The sequence below is a fragment of the Thalassospira sp. MIT121401 genome (assembly GCF_047125595.1).
In the GTDB taxonomy this organism is placed as follows: Bacteria; Pseudomonadota; Alphaproteobacteria; order Rhodospirillales; family Thalassospiraceae; genus Thalassospira; species Thalassospira povalilytica.
Genome location: NZ_CP138926.1, coordinates 1322805 through 1339826 on the forward strand (window position 1 = coordinate 1322805; position 17022 = coordinate 1339826).

General features: G+C 55.2%; 13 protein-coding genes and 1 tRNA gene. 5 read left to right on the plus strand and 9 right to left on the minus strand.

Annotated features, from left to right (window positions below; translation table 11 throughout):
* Nucleotides 1-92 precede the first annotated feature (92 nt).
* On the minus strand, nucleotides 93-3335 hold the full coding sequence (gene carB / locus SIB88_RS06035) for a carbamoyl-phosphate synthase large subunit (RefSeq protein ID WP_068518839.1): 3243 nt from the start codon (nucleotides 3333-3335) through the stop codon (nucleotides 93-95).
* A gap of 96 nt (nucleotides 3336-3431) precedes the next feature.
* On the minus strand, nucleotides 3432-4598 hold the full coding sequence (gene carA / locus SIB88_RS06040) for a glutamine-hydrolyzing carbamoyl-phosphate synthase small subunit (protein ID WP_412557611.1): 1167 nt from the start codon (nucleotides 4596-4598) through the stop codon (nucleotides 3432-3434).
* A gap of 368 nt (nucleotides 4599-4966) precedes the next feature.
* Between carA and SIB88_RS06045 the strand changes: the two genes are divergently transcribed.
* The 4 genes from SIB88_RS06045 to SIB88_RS06060 all read left to right on the plus strand — a co-directional run bounded on the left by SIB88_RS06045 (nucleotide 4967) and on the right by SIB88_RS06060 (nucleotide 9839).
* Entirely contained in the window at nucleotides 4967-5422 is a 456-nt protein-coding gene (locus SIB88_RS06045) for a GatB/YqeY domain-containing protein (protein ID WP_068518837.1), read from the plus strand.
* Nucleotides 5423-5591: 169 nt separating this feature from the next.
* Complete coding sequence (gene dnaG / locus SIB88_RS06050) at nucleotides 5592-7481, plus strand: DNA primase (protein ID WP_412557612.1); 1890 nt, start codon at nucleotides 5592-5594, stop codon at nucleotides 7479-7481.
* A gap of 114 nt (nucleotides 7482-7595) precedes the next feature.
* Nucleotides 7596-9653, plus strand: coding sequence for an RNA polymerase sigma factor RpoD (gene rpoD, locus SIB88_RS06055; RefSeq protein ID WP_068518835.1), 2058 nt, complete (start codon nucleotides 7596-7598; stop codon nucleotides 9651-9653).
* A gap of 112 nt (nucleotides 9654-9765) precedes the next feature.
* Nucleotides 9766-9839, plus strand: a tRNA-Ile gene (locus SIB88_RS06060).
* Between the two features lie 230 nt (nucleotides 9840-10069).
* Here SIB88_RS06060 and SIB88_RS06065 read toward each other — a convergent pair.
* Nucleotides 10070-10387, minus strand: coding sequence for a hypothetical protein (locus SIB88_RS06065; RefSeq protein ID WP_412557613.1), 318 nt, complete (start codon nucleotides 10385-10387; stop codon nucleotides 10070-10072).
* A 75-nt stretch (nucleotides 10388-10462) separates the two neighbouring features.
* Between SIB88_RS06065 and SIB88_RS06070 the strand changes: the two genes are divergently transcribed.
* Complete coding sequence (locus SIB88_RS06070) at nucleotides 10463-11179, plus strand: FadR/GntR family transcriptional regulator (RefSeq protein ID WP_231856726.1); 717 nt, start codon at nucleotides 10463-10465, stop codon at nucleotides 11177-11179.
* A 132-nt stretch (nucleotides 11180-11311) separates the two neighbouring features.
* On the opposite strand, the gene SIB88_RS06075 is transcribed toward SIB88_RS06070, so the two are convergent.
* From SIB88_RS06075 to SIB88_RS06100, 6 genes are all read right to left on the minus strand, one after another.
* Entirely contained in the window at nucleotides 11312-11503 is a 192-nt protein-coding gene (locus tag SIB88_RS06075; protein WP_228196278.1) for a hypothetical protein, read from the minus strand.
* Between the two features lie 72 nt (nucleotides 11504-11575).
* Entirely contained in the window at nucleotides 11576-12628 is a 1053-nt protein-coding gene (locus SIB88_RS06080; RefSeq protein ID WP_412557614.1) for an Ldh family oxidoreductase, read from the minus strand.
* Between the two features lies 1 nt (nucleotide 12629).
* Nucleotides 12630-13595, minus strand: a complete 966-nt coding sequence (locus SIB88_RS06085; RefSeq protein WP_412557615.1) for a phosphoglycerate dehydrogenase — start codon at nucleotides 13593-13595, stop codon at nucleotides 12630-12632.
* Between the two features lie 2 nt (nucleotides 13596-13597).
* Nucleotides 13598-14479 (minus strand): dihydrodipicolinate synthase family protein, encoded by an 882-nt coding sequence (locus SIB88_RS06090; protein WP_412557616.1) that lies wholly within the window; start codon nucleotides 14477-14479, stop codon nucleotides 13598-13600.
* Between the two features lie 11 nt (nucleotides 14480-14490).
* Nucleotides 14491-15978: a tripartite tricarboxylate transporter permease gene (locus tag SIB88_RS06095; protein WP_412557617.1), complete on the minus strand. Its 1488-nt coding sequence runs from the start codon at nucleotides 15976-15978 to the stop codon at nucleotides 14491-14493.
* A 70-nt stretch (nucleotides 15979-16048) separates the two neighbouring features.
* Nucleotides 16049-17005 (minus strand): Bug family tripartite tricarboxylate transporter substrate binding protein, encoded by a 957-nt coding sequence (locus SIB88_RS06100; RefSeq protein ID WP_068518807.1) that lies wholly within the window; start codon nucleotides 17003-17005, stop codon nucleotides 16049-16051.
* Between the last annotated feature and the right edge of the window lie 17 nt (nucleotides 17006-17022).

A 17022-nucleotide genomic window follows, 5' to 3' on the forward strand; every position in this document is an offset into this window, starting at 1 on the left:
TATTCTTATTAGCGGTCGATACTACAAAATCAACCGCCCGGCATTTTACCGCCGGGCGGTCTGAATTCTTCCGTCAGGTTCGGTAAGGAACCTTAGTACTTGTCCCCAAGATATTCCTGAACCGGACGAACTGCAAGTGCGCCGCGTTTCAGGTTGTCGATGGCGCGCAATGTTGCGCGGGCACCGGCGACAGTGGTGTAGTACGGAATATCATCGGTAAGGGCAGTACGACGGATCGAGAAACTGTCGACCACGGCCTGTTTGCTTTCCGTGGTATTGAATACCAGGTTGATATCGCCGTTCTTCATCATGTCCACGATATGGGGACGTCCTTCCTGTACCTTATTGACCGGGGTGACGTCCAGCCCTTCTTTTTCAAGAGCTTCTGCGGTGCCGTGCGTCGCAACCACGCTAAAGCCAAGGGCAATTGCGTCGCGTGCGAGTTGAACAGCAGCCGGTTTGTCATGATTTTTGACCGAGATGAAGACCTTGCCACCTTGCGGCAGAGTGTGGCCTGCGGCCATCTGTGCCTTGGCAAAGGCGCGACCGAAATCGGTATCAAGGCCCATGACTTCGCCGGTTGAACGCATTTCCGGGCCAAGCAGGGTGTCGACACCCGGGAAGCGGTTGAACGGAAGGACTGCTTCCTTGACGGCGATATGTTTGAACGGACCGTGATCAATGTCAAAGTCGCCCAGTTTTTCGCCCGCCATGATACGTGCGCCGATTTTTGCAATCGGGTTGCCGGTTGCCTTGGCAACGAACGGAACGGTACGCGATGCGCGCGGGTTAACCTCGATCAGATAGATCGTGTCATCCTTGATCGCGAACTGAACGTTCATCAGACCAACAACGTTGAGTGCCTTGGCTAGCTGGACTGTCTGTGCCTTGAGGCGTTCAATCATGGCCTCGTCAAGAGAGTAGGGCGGCAGCGAGCAGGCAGAGTCACCGGAATGAATACCGGCTTCTTCGATATGCTGCATGATGCCCGCGACAAAGACGTTTTCACCATCGGAAACCGCATCGGCATCGATTTCGATCGCATCCTGAAGGAAGCTGTCGATCAGAACCGGGCTTTTGCCGGAAACCTGAACGGCTTCGTGCATGTAGCGCAGCAGGTCTTCGGTGGTGTGAACGATTTCCATCGCACGACCGCCAAGCACGTAAGACGGGCGGATCACGATCGGGTAACCGATGCTTTCGGCAATCTTGACGGCTTCGTCAACCGAACGGGCAATGCCGTTGGCAGGCTGTTTGAGGCCGAGCTTGTTGATCAGCGCCTGGAACCGGTCGCGGTCTTCGGCAAGGTCGATGCTGTCCGGGCTGGTACCAAGGATCGGAATGCCGGCCTTTTCAAGGGCAGCGGAAAGTTTCAGCGGGGTTTGGCCACCATACTGAACAATCACGCCCATCAGCTCGCCCTTGGACTGTTCAAGCTGGCAAAGCTCGATCACGTCTTCGGCGGTCAGCGGTTCGAAATACAGGCGATCGGAGGTGTCATAGTCGGTTGAAACCGTTTCCGGGTTGCAGTTGACCATGATGGCTTCGATGCCGGCTTCGCGCAGCGCATAGGCCGCGTGCACACAGCAATAGTCAAACTCGATGCCCTGACCGATACGGTTCGGACCACCACCAAGAATGATGACTTTCTTGCGGTCGGTGACTTCGGCTTCGTTTTCCGGCTCGAAGAAACCGTCGCCTTCATACATGGAATACATATACGAGGTGCGCGACGGGAATTCGGCAGCACAGGTATCGATGCGTTTGTAAACCGGACGCAGGCCAAGGGCCTGACGGTCGGCGCGCACGGTGTCTTCGTCCTTGCCGGCCAGTTCGGCCAGACGGGCATCAGAGAAGCCGAGCTTTTTAAGGCGCAGCAATTCCTGCTTGTCGGTCGGAATGCCGTTGGCGCGGACTTTTTCTTCTTCGGCGACCAGCATTTCAAGCTGTTTGAGATACCAGCGGTCAAACTTGGTAGCCGACTGGATTTCTTCGAGCGTCATGCCATGACGGAAGGCCTGGGCCGCGTAAAGAATACGGAACGGGATCGGCTGGGTCAGCTGGGCGCGGATTGCGGCCTTGTCCGGGGCGCCTTCGATTTTGACTTCGTTCAGGCCCGTAAGGCCGGTTTCCATCGACCGCAGGCCTTTCTGAAGGCTTTCGGCAAAGCTTCCGCCAATCGACATGGCTTCACCGACCGACTTCATGGCTGTACCCAGAAGCGGTTTGGCGCCCGGGAACTTTTCAAAGGTGAAGCGCGGGATCTTGGTGACGACATAGTCGATGGTCGGCTCGAACGAAGCCGGGGTCACACCGGTAATGTCGTTATCAAGTTCATCAAGGGTGTAACCAACTGCAAGCTTGGCCGCGATTTTGGCAATCGGGAAGCCGGTTGCCTTGGATGCCAGGGCAGATGAGCGCGAGACGCGCGGGTTCATTTCAATAACGATCAGACGACCGTCGTCCGGGTTGACCGCGAACTGAACGTTGGAACCACCGGTATCAACACCGATCTCGCGGAGGACGGCAAGCGATGCGTCGCGCATGATCTGGTATTCTTTGTCGGTCAGGGTCAGGGCCGGGGCAACCGTGATCGAATCCCCGGTATGGATGCCCATCGGATCGACGTTTTCAATCGAACAGATGATGATGCAGTTATCCGCGCTGTCGCGGACGACTTCCATTTCATATTCTTTCCAGCCGAGAATGGATTCTTCGATCAGGACCGTATGAGTCGGGGAGATTGCCAGACCGTTGCGCACGATCTGTTCGAATTCTTCACGGTTATAGGCAATGCCGCCGCCTTCGCCGCCAAGGGTGAAGCTCGGACGGATGATTGCCGGCAGACCGGTGATTTCAAGTGCCTTGACCGCATCTTCGAAGGTGCTGACCATCGCAGAACGCGCACTTTCCAGACCGATCTTGTCCATGGCGTCACGGAACAGCTGGCGGTCTTCGGCCTTTTCGATGACGTGCTTTTTCGCACCGATCATTTCCACGCCGTATTTTTCAAGGGTGCCGTCATTGAACAGGGCCAGTGCCGTGTTCAGCGCGGTCTGTCCACCCATGGTCGGCAGAAGCGCGTCCGGGCGTTCCTTTTCGATGATCTTGGCGACCATTGCCGGTTTGATCGGCTCGATATAGGTGGCATCGGCCAGGTTCGGGTCGGTCATGATGGTCGCCGGGTTCGAGTTGACCAGAATGACGCGGTAACCCTCTTCCTTGAGCGCCTTACAGGCCTGGGCGCCGGAATAGTCGAATTCGCAAGCCTGACCAATGACAATCGGGCCAGCACCGATGATGAGGATTGATTTGATATCTGTACGTTTCGGCATGTCGTTTTCCGCTTTTCGCAGGGCGGGCGCGCGTGCTGCACCGCCTCGTTTAAGTCCGTTAATCGCGTATCTTCGGAGCGTGTCCTGATCGGGTGATCAGAATTTTGCTTCTTCGATCAGACCAACGAAACGTTTGAACAGGTAGTGGCTGTCATGCGGCCCCGGCGAAGCTTCCGGGTGGTACTGAACCGCAAAGGCCGGTTTGTCTTTGGCGCGCAGCCCGGCAAGGGAGCCGTCAAACAGCGAGAAGTGCGTTGCCTCGACATTGTCGGGCAGGCTGTCCTTGTCGACGACAAAGCCGTGGTTCTGCGAGGTGATCTCGACGACACCGGTGGTGGTATCCTTGACCGGGTGGTTTGCACCGCGATGGCCGACATCCATTTTCTTGGTCTTAGCACCAAGCGCCAGCGCCATCATCTGATGACCAAGGCAAATGCCAAAGACCGGCTTGCCGCTATCGATCAGTTTCTTGATGGTCGGAACGGCATATTCGCCGGTTGCCGCAGGGTCACCGGGACCATTTGACAGGAAGATGCCATCCGGGTTCATCGCCAGGACTTCCTCGGCCGTGGTGGTGGCAGGGACGACCGAGACCTTGCAGTCGAGGCTTGCGAGGTTGCGCAGGATGTTGCGTTTCACGCCATAATCAATGGCAACCACATGGTGTTTTGCATTGCCAAGTTTGCCGTAGCCGCCTTCGCGCGACCACAGGGCTTCATCCCAGTCGTAACCGGTGGTGCAGCTGTTGTCCTTGGCAAGGTCCATGCCTTCAAGACCCGGCCATTCATTGGCCTTGGCGATCAGGGCGGGGATGTCAAAGACGCCGTCAGGGTTATGGCAGATCACACCGTTCGGTGCGCCTTCGGTACGGATGCGTTTGGTCAGGCGGCGGGTGTCTACACCGGCGATCCCGATGCGGCCATGCTCGGCAAGCCAGTCATTGAAATGTTTGCGCGCACGGTAGTTGGAAGGTTCGGTAATGTCCTGGCGCAGGATGCAGCCAAGGGCGACCGGTTTGGCATTTTCGATATCTTCGTCATTGGTGCCGACGTTACCGATATGCGGGAAGGTAAAGGTGATCATCTGACCGGCATAGGACGGGTCGGTCATGATTTCCTGGTAGCCCGTAATGGAGGTGTTGAAGCAGACTTCACCGACGACCTCTCCTCGGGCCCCGACGCCGCGTCCCCAAAAAACTGAACCATCTGCGAGAACCAGTACGGCAGAAGCACCAGGAGGCGGGGTGTGCGTGGGCGCTGACATTGGCAAATGTCCTTTCGATCTTTCCACGGTGAGACACGGAGTCTTTTTATATATAATAAATGCGGGCAAGCCGATAAAAACGACTGCAATTTGCCTGCATACCGGACATGCGGACGTGCCAAGTCGTTCCCAGCATGTTGAACTGTGCACCGTTGATGCGACAGCGGACCATGCTGGAAGCGGGGCAAATCGTGATCCCGGTAGGCAAATTGGCGGATGTCTACGGGAGTCGCGGACCCATGTCAAGGACGCATCGAAACTTTTATTTCCCAAGGAAAATCAACGGTTTGCGGGGGAAGGTTTTCTTTGCGTCTTATGCTGTAATGCGGTATGTTCGCTCCTTTCTTCCACAGAATCAGAGATGAGCCATGCTGCGATCGCAGCTTAATGACGCTTTGAAAAAGGCTGTCCTTGCCAAGGATGCCTGCTCCGTTACCACCGTGCGCCTTATTCTGGCAGCACTGAAAGAACGCGATATCGCCGCACGGGGCGAAGGCAACACCGATGGCATTTCGGATGACGAAATCATCAATCTGCTTCAGGCGATGGTGAAACAGCGTCGCGAAAGCATCGAGATGTATACCAAGGGCAACCGTCCCGAGCTTGCCGAACAGGAAGCCGCAGAAATCGCGGTGATCGAGAAATTCCTGCCCGCACAGCTTTCCGATGAGGAAATCGAAGAAGCTGTGCGCGGTACGGTAAGCGAAATCGGTGCGACCTGTCTTAAGGATATGGGGCGCACGATGGCGGCCCTTCGCGAAAAATACAGCGGCACCATGGATTTCGGCAAAGCCGGTGGTGTTGCCAAAAAACTTTTGGGCTAGTCCCGGAAGACCTATCTTTATTTAGAAAGCCGGGCGTGTAAAATCGTCCGGCTTTCGTCGTCCCAGAGCCGGCACTTCGCACAGACGAATTCATAATGCCGCGCCGGGACAAGGACCAACAACAGGGTTGCGCATGTGCGCAACAGCATCATCACGGGATCGGGACATCATGAGCTTTCCCCAGTCGTTTCTGGACGACCTGCGGGCACGGGTCGGACTGGCAGATATTGTCGGTTCATCGGTGAAGCTGATCAAACGCGGCCGGGAATATTCCGGGCTGTGCCCATTCCATTCCGAAAAATCCCCGTCCTTTACGGTCAATGAGCAAAAGGGCTTCTATCACTGCTTTGGCTGCGGGGCGCACGGGGACGTCATCAGTTTTGTGATGAATACCCGCGGGCTGACCTTTGTCGAGGCGGTCGAGGTGCTGGCCAATCAGGTCGGCATGGATGTCCCCAAACCGTCACGCGAAGCCCAGGAACGCGAACAGAAGGCCAAAACCCTTTACGAGGTGATGGAAGCGGCTTGTGTGTTTTTTGAACGCATGTTGCGCATGCCCGAAGGCAAGGAAGGGCTGGATTATTTTCATCGTCGCGGCCTTGATGACAAAACCATCGCCGAATTCCGCCTGGGATTTGCGCCCGACAATCGCGGCGCGCTGAAGGCGGCACTCAAACGCGAAGATATCGACGAAAAGTTGATGATCGAGGCCGGGCTTCTGATCGAACCCGAAGATAACGGCCGGCAAAGCTATGACCGGTTCCGCGGGCGGGTGATGTTCCCGATCCTTGACCGGCGCGGGCGGGTGGTGGCGTTTGGCGGCCGCGTGATGGGCGATGCCAAGCCGAAATACCTTAACAGTCCGGATACACCGCTGTTTCACAAGGGGCGCCTTCTTTATGGCCTGCCCCAGGCGCGCGAAGCCGCCCGTCACGATGCACCGATCATTGTGACCGAGGGCTATATGGATGTTATTGCCCTGCACCGGGCCGGGTTCCGCGGGGCGGTGGCGCCGCTTGGTACCGCGGTTACCGAAGAACAGATTGGCGAACTTTGGAAAATGACCAACGAGCCGATCCTCTGTCTGGACGGGGATGCGGCGGGCAAACGTGCCGCTGTGCGTGCGGCGGAACGGGCACTTCCGATCCTGCGGCCGGGCAAGTCATTGCTGTTTTCCATTCTGCCCGAGGGCGAAGACCCCGACAGTCTGATGGGCGCACCGGGCGGGTTTGAGAATTTCAAAAAGATCATAGAACAGGCCGTGCCACTGGCCGAGCTGGTCTGGCGCATGGATGTAGGGGCGCACAAGATCGATACCCCGGAACGGCGGGCGGCCCTTGAGGCCGATATCAATCAGCGGATTTCGGTGATTGCCGACGAGGCAGTACGCAGCCAGTACAAGTCGATGTTCAATGATCGCATCTGGAAATTGTTCAAGGGCGACCGCGGCGGCAACGCGGCCGGTCGCGGGGCATCTGGCGGCGGTTATCAAAATAAAAAACCGGCACGGGGTGGCAAACGCGGAAAAAATGACCATTTCTGGGGTCCGGCCGGAAAAGCCGTACCGGGCATGTCGCGACCGCCAATGCAGAAGAAGCGCGATCTACAGGACTCCATTCTTTTGCTGACGCTGATCAATCATCCTGCCCTGCATGATGAGATCGGTGAACAGCTTGGAATCTATAGTTGTGCAGACTCCGCGCTTGACAATCTTCGTCGGGCCGTCTTAAAGCTGCTTGATGACGATCCTGGACTTGATTCCGATTCAATCCGGGCTCATTTGGAGCGCGACGGGCTGTCAGAGACAGTTTTGCGGGTGGTTAGTGCGGATGTAATCGCGCACGCTGCTTTCGCCAAGCCCGAAACGCCGCTGGAACGGGCCAGAACGGGTTGGAAACAGGTTTTTTCCATGGCTGTAAGCTCCCTGGAGGACGAAGAGGCAAAATACGCCGTCCGACAGTTGGCAGCAGATATCAGTCAGGAAGAATGGGAGAGGTTTTCTCACAGGCGTGAGGATCTCGCCCGTCGCCGGGAAAAAGTGTTTAAGCTCGACGACTGATCTTTGGGTGCCTTGCATTCAGGATCAGCGATCGGGCTATTTGTGATTTGCGCTGAAAAGACAGTGCGTGGGACAACAACGGTACGAACGTACCCAGCGGGAAACGGGGAATAGATGTCGTCTAAGACTTCGAACGCTGAAGAGAAAAAGAACTCTTCTGAAAACGCAGACGGACCTCTTCTCGATACATATAAAGCGGCCATCAAAAAGCTCATTGCCAAGGGCAAGGAGAAAGGCCACATCTCTGTCGATGAGTTGAACGCGGCACTGCCGTCAGAACATTTCTCCTCTGAGCAGATCGAAGACGTGATGAGCAATCTCAACGAGATGGGCATCAATGTCATCGATGGTGATGAGGCCGATGACAATGATGACGACAACGACGATTCCGACAACGATCCGAGCGGCAATATTTCTGCCGATGATGTTGGGCGTACCGATGACCCGGTACGTATGTATCTGCGCGAGATGGGCAGTGTCGAACTGCTGTCGCGTGAAGGCGAAATCGCCATTGCCAAGCGTATCGAGGCCGGCCGTGACATGATGATTGGCGGGATTTGCGAATCCCCGCTGACCATTCGTGCGATCGTGAACTGGCATGATCAGCTTCAGGCTGGTGAGCTTTTGCTCCGTGATGTCATTGACCTTGAGACCACCTATGGCGGTGGCCCGGATGCCGAAATCGGTGCCGAGGAAGGCGAGGACGAAGACGTTGATGCAGAGGCAGATGTCGAAAGCTTTGACTCTGCCAATGATGATGAGGACGAAGACGCCGAAACCGAAACCCCCGATGCGATCGGTGGCGAGGAAGCCGAAGAGGAAGAGGACGATGAGTCCGAAGACTCCGAAGGTGAAGAAGGCGGCGAAGGCGATGATGAGGACGAAGACGAGAACGAGCAGGTCAATGTTTCGCTTTCCAAGATGGAAGAGGAACTGACCGAGCAGGTTCTCGAGAAATTCGAACTGATCGCCAAGACCTATGAGAAGCTGCACAAGGCGCAGGAGCAGCGTCTGGTGGCGCTGAACAAGGGTGAAACCGTTCCGGCGGCGACCGAGAAGCGCTATACCAAGCTCAAGAACGAGATGGTCGAGCTGATGGAAGATGTTCACCTGAACAATTTCCGTATCGAAGAGCTTCTTGACCATCTGACCGGGCTTAACAACCGTCTTCTGGGTCTTGAGGGCAAGCTTCTGCGCTTTGCCGATCGCTGCAAGATCAAGCGTCCGGACTTCGTCAAACAGTATCAGGGCAATGAACTTGACCCGAACTGGATGGAACGTGTTGCCGGTCTGCCGGGCAAGGGCTGGAAAACCTTTATCGAACGCTATCCCGAAGAAATCGCCAAGCTGCGCGAAGATATCGGTGGTGTTTCGGCCGAGGTCGGACTTCCGATTTCCGAGTTCCGCCGTGTTTACGGTGTTGTAAACAAGGGTGAACGCGAAGCTGGCCGTGCGAAAAAGGAAATGATCGAGGCCAACCTGCGTCTCGTGATTTCGATCGCCAAGAAATATACCAACCGCGGTCTTCAGTTCCTTGACCTTATTCAGGAAGGCAATATCGGCCTGATGAAGGCGGTGGACAAATTCGAATATCGTCGCGGTTACAAATTCTCGACCTATGCGACTTGGTGGATCCGTCAGGCCATTACCCGCTCGATCGCGGACCAGGCCCGTACGATCCGTATTCCGGTGCACATGATCGAAACCATCAACAAGCTGGTACGTACCTCGCGCCAGATGCTGCATGAAATCGGTCGTGAGCCGACCCCGGAAGAGCTGGCTGAAAAGCTTCAGATGCCGCTTGAAAAGGTTCGCAAGGTTCTGAAAATCGCCAAGGAGCCGATCTCGCTCGAAACCCCGATCGGGGACGAGGAAGACAGCCATCTTGGCGATTTCATCGAAGACAAGAACGCCGTTCAGCCGCTTGATGCAGCGATCCAGGCCAACCTGCGTGAAACCACCACACGTGTTCTGGCATCGCTCACCCCGCGTGAAGAACGTGTTCTGCGTATGCGTTTCGGGATCGGCATGAATACCGACCACACCCTTGAGGAAGTTGGTCAGCAGTTCTCCGTTACCCGTGAACGTATCCGTCAGATCGAGGCAAAAGCACTGCGCAAGCTCAAACATCCGTCGCGCTCGCGCAAGCTGCGGTCGTTCCTCGATTATTAATAGGATTACAGGCGACGTTCGGGCTTGACCTTGGCCGGAAAATCGCTAGTTTTCGGGACCGCACCGGTAATCCGGTGCGGTCTTTTCTTTACCCTGACACATCTTGTCTTGGGGGCCCGTAGCTCAATTGGTTAGAGCCGACCGCTCATAACGGTCTGGTTGGGGGTTCAAGTCCCTCCGGGCCTACTATGGAGCAGTGATTACAGCGCGTATTCACTGCTCCATTGCCGCTTGTTTCCCGTTTGAAGCCATTGTGACGAGTAGTCAGGCCAATTCTCAGAAGTCTCTACATGCGATCTCGATCGTGTCTTTTGTGACTCGATCCGTTGGGAGCTGTGAATGGCAGTGTAAGTTCTGCCGATGTCGCCGCTGATTAGATTAAGTGAAGGTGCTGCAGAAACCGCGCTTGCGCAATTTTACCAATTATGTACAAGTTTACATATTAATCGATATTGGTAATTTTGGAGCATTCCAAGTTTGTCCGTTACAATCAATGCCGGTGATTTATCCGGCGCATTCGGCAGTACAGTTTGCTGGGCAGGGCGTGGTTTGACAGCAAGGGGCGTTGCCTCCTTGGGTGTGTTTGAGGAGGCAATGGCGTGACGCGCCGTCAACCAAAGAGATTTGGGATCAGGGTCAGTCCCTTCCGCCAGCAGCAATCCTCGCAACAGGGGCGCGCGATAAAAGTTTTTACCAAGTCTGCCGGATTTGGCAGAGAGGACGCGCTGCGCCATTTTTTATCGTTGCTTGATTGACAGCTGAATTTACGTAAGTTGCTTATGATGAAAGAAAAAACGGGAAGCTCCGACGTGAAAGAGCAAACAAAGAAACCGCGTATGTCATTGGCGGACAGGGTTTATCATTCACTTTACAGCCGGATTACGAATGGTGAGTATGAACCAAATAGCAAGCTCCCACCGGAAACGACCCTTGCGACCGAGCTTGATGTTTCCCGACCTGTCCTGCGCACTGCGCTTGAGAAGCTGCGTGAAGAGGGTTTGATTTATTCGCGCCAGGGGGCGGGAAGTTATGTCCGTGCTGCCACGCAGGCGCCTCTGGGCTTTGCCAAGGTCGAAACTCTTGCGGACATTCAACGTTGCTACGAGTTTCGCATGACGATTGAGCCGGAAGCAGCCGCACTTGCAGCTACACGGCACAATGCGGAGGCGTTAAAGGAAGTTGAGCATGCTCTTGATTTGCTCAAGGTCGCAACGGGATCGCATCAACATCGTGAAGATGCCGACTTTGCATTTCATCTGTCGATCACGCGCGCTGCCAACAACCATTATTATGAAGCATCAATGCGCGCACTTCGTGAACATATCAATGTGGGCATGAAGCTTCATGGGCAGTCATTGATGTCCGATGGGCTGAAGCGCCTCGAAGAAGTGTTTGAAGAACATTCAGCGATTTACGCGGCCATTCGGGATGGCAAACCCGATGAGGCTCGAACGCTTATGTATAAGCATATTGAGCATTCGCGTGATCGCTTGTTTGGGGGAAGTTTGTTGAGCTTGAAGATGTGAAGACATAAGCCCGGTTTTGACGCCAGGTTTGTGGCGCTGGATACGCAGGCTGATTGGTGGTAGCCAGCTTGCCCTGCCGCAGTGTCAGACAGGCGATGCCAAATTTGTCGAGCAAACCGTCAATCAAGCATGTTATGCTGAAATCAGGACATCATCGGTCCTGTCACCAGCCAAGTGGATTGCTATATCAAGAGCCTGGGCGCCGATTGCATGGTTAAGCATATTGATGTCGTTGATCTCGGAATGGCGTTGTCTTTTCCGATCTATGAGGGCGGCGAGCGCGGGCTTGGTTGCCTGATGCCAACATCCGATGGGATCGATCACCAACGATGATCCCATCGGGCATTTTGGGGAATTATATTGCTCTCCTGCCTTCGGCCGCGTACCCGTTTGCATTTATGATCTGTGCGCAAGAACCGGCGCGATGCCATAATAGTCTGCTTCGGCATTCAGACTGGAAGCGATGCCGGGATATAGCCGAACACCTTCCCTGATGGCCTGCTCTTTGCGTTGAAGGGCTGCTTGTCCGGGCAAACGCACCGGATTGCCGGGATCACGGGGGCGGTTGTTCAGGCAGGCATCACGAAGCCAACTGCTTTGGCCGATAAAGTTATCAACACCGCCAAAGGCATCCGGGTCATAGACGCTGACGGTTACCGCGGCATTTGTGCCTTTTGGAGCGTCGGCACGACCATATCCGGCAAGCCCCTGAGTCAAAGCTTCGACGGACAGAGCCATGCCGTAGCCTTTTTGGCCATGATCCAGGCCACCGGTTGGCAGCAATGTAGCACCGCCATCAAGCAAAGCAGGATCGCTTGTTAGGTTGCCTTCACGATCCATCAGCCAGTCATGATCATATTTCCGGCCTTCTCGTTGAAGGCGCTTGCCCATATTCACCGTCGTAATTGATGCCGAGATATCAATCAGAACAGGTTGGTCATTTGTTGGAATACCCCAAGCCACGGGGTTGGGCGTGAAAACGCCGTCAAGTCCGCCAAACGGTGCAACCTGTGCGCCGGACGGTGAAGATGACGCGATCGAAACCAGCATCGACTGATCGGTCGCAAGCGTTAGATAGGCAGCAAGTGCACCGATATGGTGACTGTTGGCAATGGCAATGGTCGCCGTACCAAATTCGCGCGCCCGCTTGATTGCGGACCTAACAGCTTCGCTGGTAAGCCAGGCACCGGGAAGTCTGTGACCATTCCAGCACTGGGCCGCACCGCGGTCCGACACAACTTCAAAACTGCCGGTGGTTTTCATCACGCCGTCGCGTACCGATTGCAAATACCAGGATGCCAGTGCCAACCCATGGGTGGTATGTCCCATCAGGTCGGCTTCGATCAGGTATCTGGACACAGCGGCGGCCTTGTCTTCGTCCAGACCGGCTTTGGTAAACAGGTCTGTTGTGAAGCGTGTCAGCTCGGCAACGTCAAAACGTTCAGTCATGCTATCCCCCGAATACTTGCGGATTTAAAACCCGTTTGGGATGTTCGCCGCGCATCAGGCCTTCAATATCAGCGATATTCATCAGGCCGACATTTGCCAAGGCCTCGCTGGTATCGGCCCCGGTATGCGGGGTGAAAACGACACGTGGATGGGCAAAGATCGGATGGCTGATTTCTGGCGGTTCGACGACATAGGCATCAATCCCCGCACCGCCCAGTCGATTATTGGCAAGTGCGTCGGCCAGTGCATCAAGATCAACAACCTCGCCACGTGCAAGATTAAGCAGGCAGGCGTGCGGTTTCATCCTGGCGAGTTTGGCAGCATCCATGAATGCAGTGTTCTCCGCGCCGCCAAAGATGTGCAGTGATACATAATCAGAACGGGCCAGAAGGCTATCAATATCGACAAATTCAATGCCGTTGGCATTGGCAAAGGCTGTGTCAGGATAAGCATCCTGGGCGATGACATTCATGCCAAGAGAGCGGGCCTTAAGCGCAAGGGCCTTGCCTATATTACCCAGTCCGACAATACCAAGCGTCTTGCCGCCGATCTGTGTACCAACAGTTCGGTTCCATCCACCGGAAACCACAGAATTGTGTCCGACGATGATGTTGCGAGCCAGCGCAAACATCATGCCGATGGCGAGCTCTGCCACGGCATCGGCATTCGCGCCCGGAGTATTCAAAACCGGAAGTCCGGCCTTCGAACAGGCGGGAATATCGATATTATCAACCCCGACGCCGTGTTTGAGAACAGCCTTGAGGTTCTTGCCTTGTTTCAAGGTTTTGGCCGTTACCGGAACAAGACCAACTACAATGTAATCCGCGCGTTCGATATGTTCGCTAACGCCGCCGTCGGCTTTGGTTGTATCGACACAGCGGATCAATTCCCAACCAAGTTCGGACAGTTTACTGGCTACGTCATTGTGTTTCCCGAAACCGGGGGATGTCGTCAAAATAACAGTCATGATCAAATCCGCCCGTACTTTTTAAGGATTTCGAGGATTTTCTTGTCCTGTTCGGTATCCGGAAGCAGGGCGGGCTGACGTGATGCGCCAACCGTTTCATCCATCAGGTACAAGGCGCGCTTTACCAAGGCGGGCGGGTAGCCCAGGCCGTAAAGGTCTTTGCGGAAATTACCAAAGATTTCTTGGTTCTGTTCGGCTTTGGCGGTGTCGCCGGAATTAAAGCCGTCGATGATACCGGCAAGAATGTCGGGAAGAACGTTACCAAGGCCGGAAATCGCACCCGCCGCACCGTTTTGAAGCGACCAGAGAACCAGATGGTCCGGACCGGAATAGACATCGAAGTCCGATCTGGAACGTGCGATCCCAAGATAGGCATTCAGGCTTGCATCCGTGCCGCCGGAATCCTTGATCCCAGCAATATTGCCATGTGCGGCAAGTGTTTCGGCTGTTGCAGGCTCAATATGGTTCTGGGTTCGTGGCGGAATGTCATAAAGATAGGTCGGTGTATTCACACTGTCAGCGACAGCGGTGAAGTGGCGAATTAATCCATCCTGGGTGCAGGCGATGAAGAATGGTGTGATGACTGCGATGCCGTCGACACCGATGCGATCAAATTCTTTTGCAAGTTTGATCGTTTCAAAGGTTGCAGGCATTCTGGCATTGACGATGACCTTGGCCTTGCCGCCAACTTCGTCCACCACTTCCTCTGTCAGGCGTACTTTTTCTTCGAATGTAAGTGCAGTGAAATCACCGTTGGTGCCTGCGCACATGATGTTGTTGCCGGCTGCGACCTGACGTTTCACCTGATTGCGCGTTGCCTGGTAATTGATGGTCTCGTCATCATTAAAGCAGGTGACAAGGGCGACATATGCCGATTTGGTCATGTTACTTCCTGTTAGTCAGAGGCTTTGGACTGGCGGCGGTTCTGCTGCATGCGCGTGATGAGCGGCCAGAGAAGGGAAAGAACGGTAAGTCCGAGGAAAAGCAGCGTGATCGGGCCTGAGGCAAATTCGATCAGGTTGTCACCCGATTGCAAAAGGCCTCGGCGAAGATTGGCTTCCATCATCGGCCCAAGGATCAAGGCGATGCAAAGAGCTGCCTGACTGAAGCCGAACTTATTCATGCCCCAGCCCAGCACGCCAAACCCGACCATGGTGTATAGATCAACGGGGTTCAGGTTGATGGCAAAGGAACCGATGAAGCAGAAAACGACGATGGTCATGGCAAGCAATTGTCGCGGGATCAGCAATATCCGGGAAAACAGCGGAATAAGCGCCATCCCGAAGATGAACATGAAGATCGTTGCGATAAAGGTGCCGCCGAAAATGCCGATGATGACATCCGGGTTTGTTTGGAACAGCATTGGTCCGGGGGCCAGTCCCTGAATCATCAGGCCACCCATCAGAACCGCTGTTACAACGTCACCGGGGATGCCGAGTGCTAGCAACGGGATCAGTGCGGCGGCACAAACCGCATTGTTCGCACTTTCCGTCGCAGCAATGCCTGGTGCGTAACCGGTTCCGAATTTTTCCGGATGTGGCGAAGAGCGGCGGGCTTCGTTATAGGAAATCCATGAAGCTGTGCCCGAACCGGTGCCGGGAATAATCCCGATAATGGTGCCGATAATCGAGCCGCGAACCAGAGCGTTTTTGCTTTGGCGCATTTCAGAACGTGACGGCCACCTTCCGGTGACATTGCGCACTGGTGCTTCCGAACTTCCCAAGCGTTCCATTTGGGTGAAAACTTCCGAGAGTGCAAAAAGCCCGATCAGTGCAGGCGTGAATGCAAATCCCGATGCAAAGCCGGAAACACCGAAAGTATAGCGCAAAACGCCGGTAATCGGATCCGCGCCAACGCAGGAAATCAGAATGCCAAGAAGTCCGGAAATCGCACCTTTCAGCAAATCGCCCGAAAGGGAGGCAATAATAGTCAGTCCGAACAGGGCCAGAGCAAAATATTCGGCAGCACCAAATTTAAGGGCGATGGACGCCAGTTGCGGGGCAAGGGTGGCAAGGATGACGGCCGCAAACAATCCACCAACAGTCGATGCAATTGTTGCCATGCCCAGCGCTTTGCCGGCCTCGCCACGCTGTGCCATCGGATAGCCGTCAAGAACGGTTGCCGCAGATGCCGGGGTGCCGGGGGTGCGCAAAAGAATGGACGACACGCACCCGCCATAGATCCCGCCAATATAGATGCCAATCAACATATTGAGGCCAACAACAGGCGCCATGCCAAAAGTCATAGGGATAAGCAGGGCGACACCCATGGTTGCCGTCAGGCCGGGCAGTGCGCCGATAATAAGTCCCCCCAACGTCCCAAGGGCAATTGTCCAAAGGGTGCTGAGTTCAAACAGTTGGGAAAGAGAAGAAAGAACATCCATACAGGCTACTCGTTCGAACCGAAAAGGGACGGGCTTCAGAAAATCTGAAGCCCGGAGTTCGCAGGCTTGATCAGTTATTCATCCCATACATGCCAAGTTCACGCAGGACGGCTTCTGCCACCTTGCTGTCGGAACGGGCACGGGCTTCATATTGTTCGGCATTTTCGTAGATGACGAACTCGCCCATCTCGGCCATTTTGGCTTTGAACTCTTCGTCTTCGACCGTCGTTTTCAGTGCATCACGCAGGAATTTAAGGTCCTCTGCAGGAATGCCTTTCGGGCCAATCAGCCCTTTCCAGGACGACCAGGTGAAGTCGATGCCTTTTTCAACGGCGGTCGGGGTGTCCGGGAAAAGGTCAATGCGTTCCGGCTCCATCACAAAGAGTGGTGAAACGTTGCCGGCCTCGACCTGGGCAAGGGCTTCTGCCGGGGAGGCAACCATTGCATCAATGTGGCCGCCAACGCATGCGGTACGGGCCTCGGACGAGCCACCAAACGGAACAGATTCAATTTTGATGTTGGCTGCTTTGGCGAAGGCTTCAGCAGAGACGTGGTTTGCGCCACCTGCGCCGGAATTGCCGATCTGCGGGGCCTTGGTTTTGGCATATTCAAGGAAGTCGTCAAAGTTATCGAACGGTGCATCTTTGCAGGCAACCATCACCTGGAGGTTGCGGCCGAACAGGCCAATGAATTCAACGTTATCGATCTGGTAGGTGGTGCCGCCAAGATGCGGCAGAATTGCAAGAGGTCCCTGTGCCCCTGCGCCGAGCGTGTAGCCGTCGGGGCGCGCTTCAACTGCACCAGACGTTCCGATGGAGCCGCCGCCACCTGGCTGGTTGCGAACAACCATGGTCGCGCCGTCAACGTTACGCTCAAAGCTTTCGGCAAGTACGCGCAAGGACAGGTCTGTGCCGCCACCTGCGGAATAGGGAACAATCACCTGGATCGGACGATCCGGGAAGGCGAGCGCCTGTGTCGAGAACGTCGCTGTTATCAATGCTGCGGCGAGTGCCAATTTCGTTTTCATGTCTTCCTCCGTGATAG

Bases quoted from the DNA above. Each gene is read 5' to 3' on its own strand.
- carB (WP_068518839.1), bottom strand. From the start codon at position 3,335: ATGCCGAAACGTACAGATATCAAATCAATCCTCATCATCGGTGCTGGC.
- carA (WP_412557611.1), bottom strand. From the start codon at position 4,598: ATGTCAGCGCCCACGCACACCCCGCCTCCTGGTGCTTCTGCCGTACTG.
- SIB88_RS06045 (WP_068518837.1), top strand. From the start codon at position 4,967: ATGCTGCGATCGCAGCTTAATGACGCTTTGAAAAAGGCTGTCCTTGCC.
- dnaG (WP_412557612.1), top strand. From the start codon at position 5,592: ATGAGCTTTCCCCAGTCGTTTCTGGACGACCTGCGGGCACGGGTCGGA.
- rpoD (WP_068518835.1), top strand. From the start codon at position 7,596: ATGTCGTCTAAGACTTCGAACGCTGAAGAGAAAAAGAACTCTTCTGAA.
- SIB88_RS06065 (WP_412557613.1), bottom strand. From the start codon at position 10,387: ATGGCGCAGCGCGTCCTCTCTGCCAAATCCGGCAGACTTGGTAAAAAC.
- SIB88_RS06080 (WP_412557614.1), bottom strand. From the start codon at position 12,628: ATGACTGAACGTTTTGACGTTGCCGAGCTGACACGCTTCACAACAGAC.
- SIB88_RS06085 (WP_412557615.1), bottom strand. From the start codon at position 13,595: ATGACTGTTATTTTGACGACATCCCCCGGTTTCGGGAAACACAATGAC.
- SIB88_RS06090 (WP_412557616.1), bottom strand. From the start codon at position 14,479: ATGACCAAATCGGCATATGTCGCCCTTGTCACCTGCTTTAATGATGAC.
- SIB88_RS06095 (WP_412557617.1), bottom strand. From the start codon at position 15,978: ATGGATGTTCTTTCTTCTCTTTCCCAACTGTTTGAACTCAGCACCCTT.
- SIB88_RS06100 (WP_068518807.1), bottom strand. From the start codon at position 17,005: ATGAAAACGAAATTGGCACTCGCCGCAGCATTGATAACAGCGACGTTC.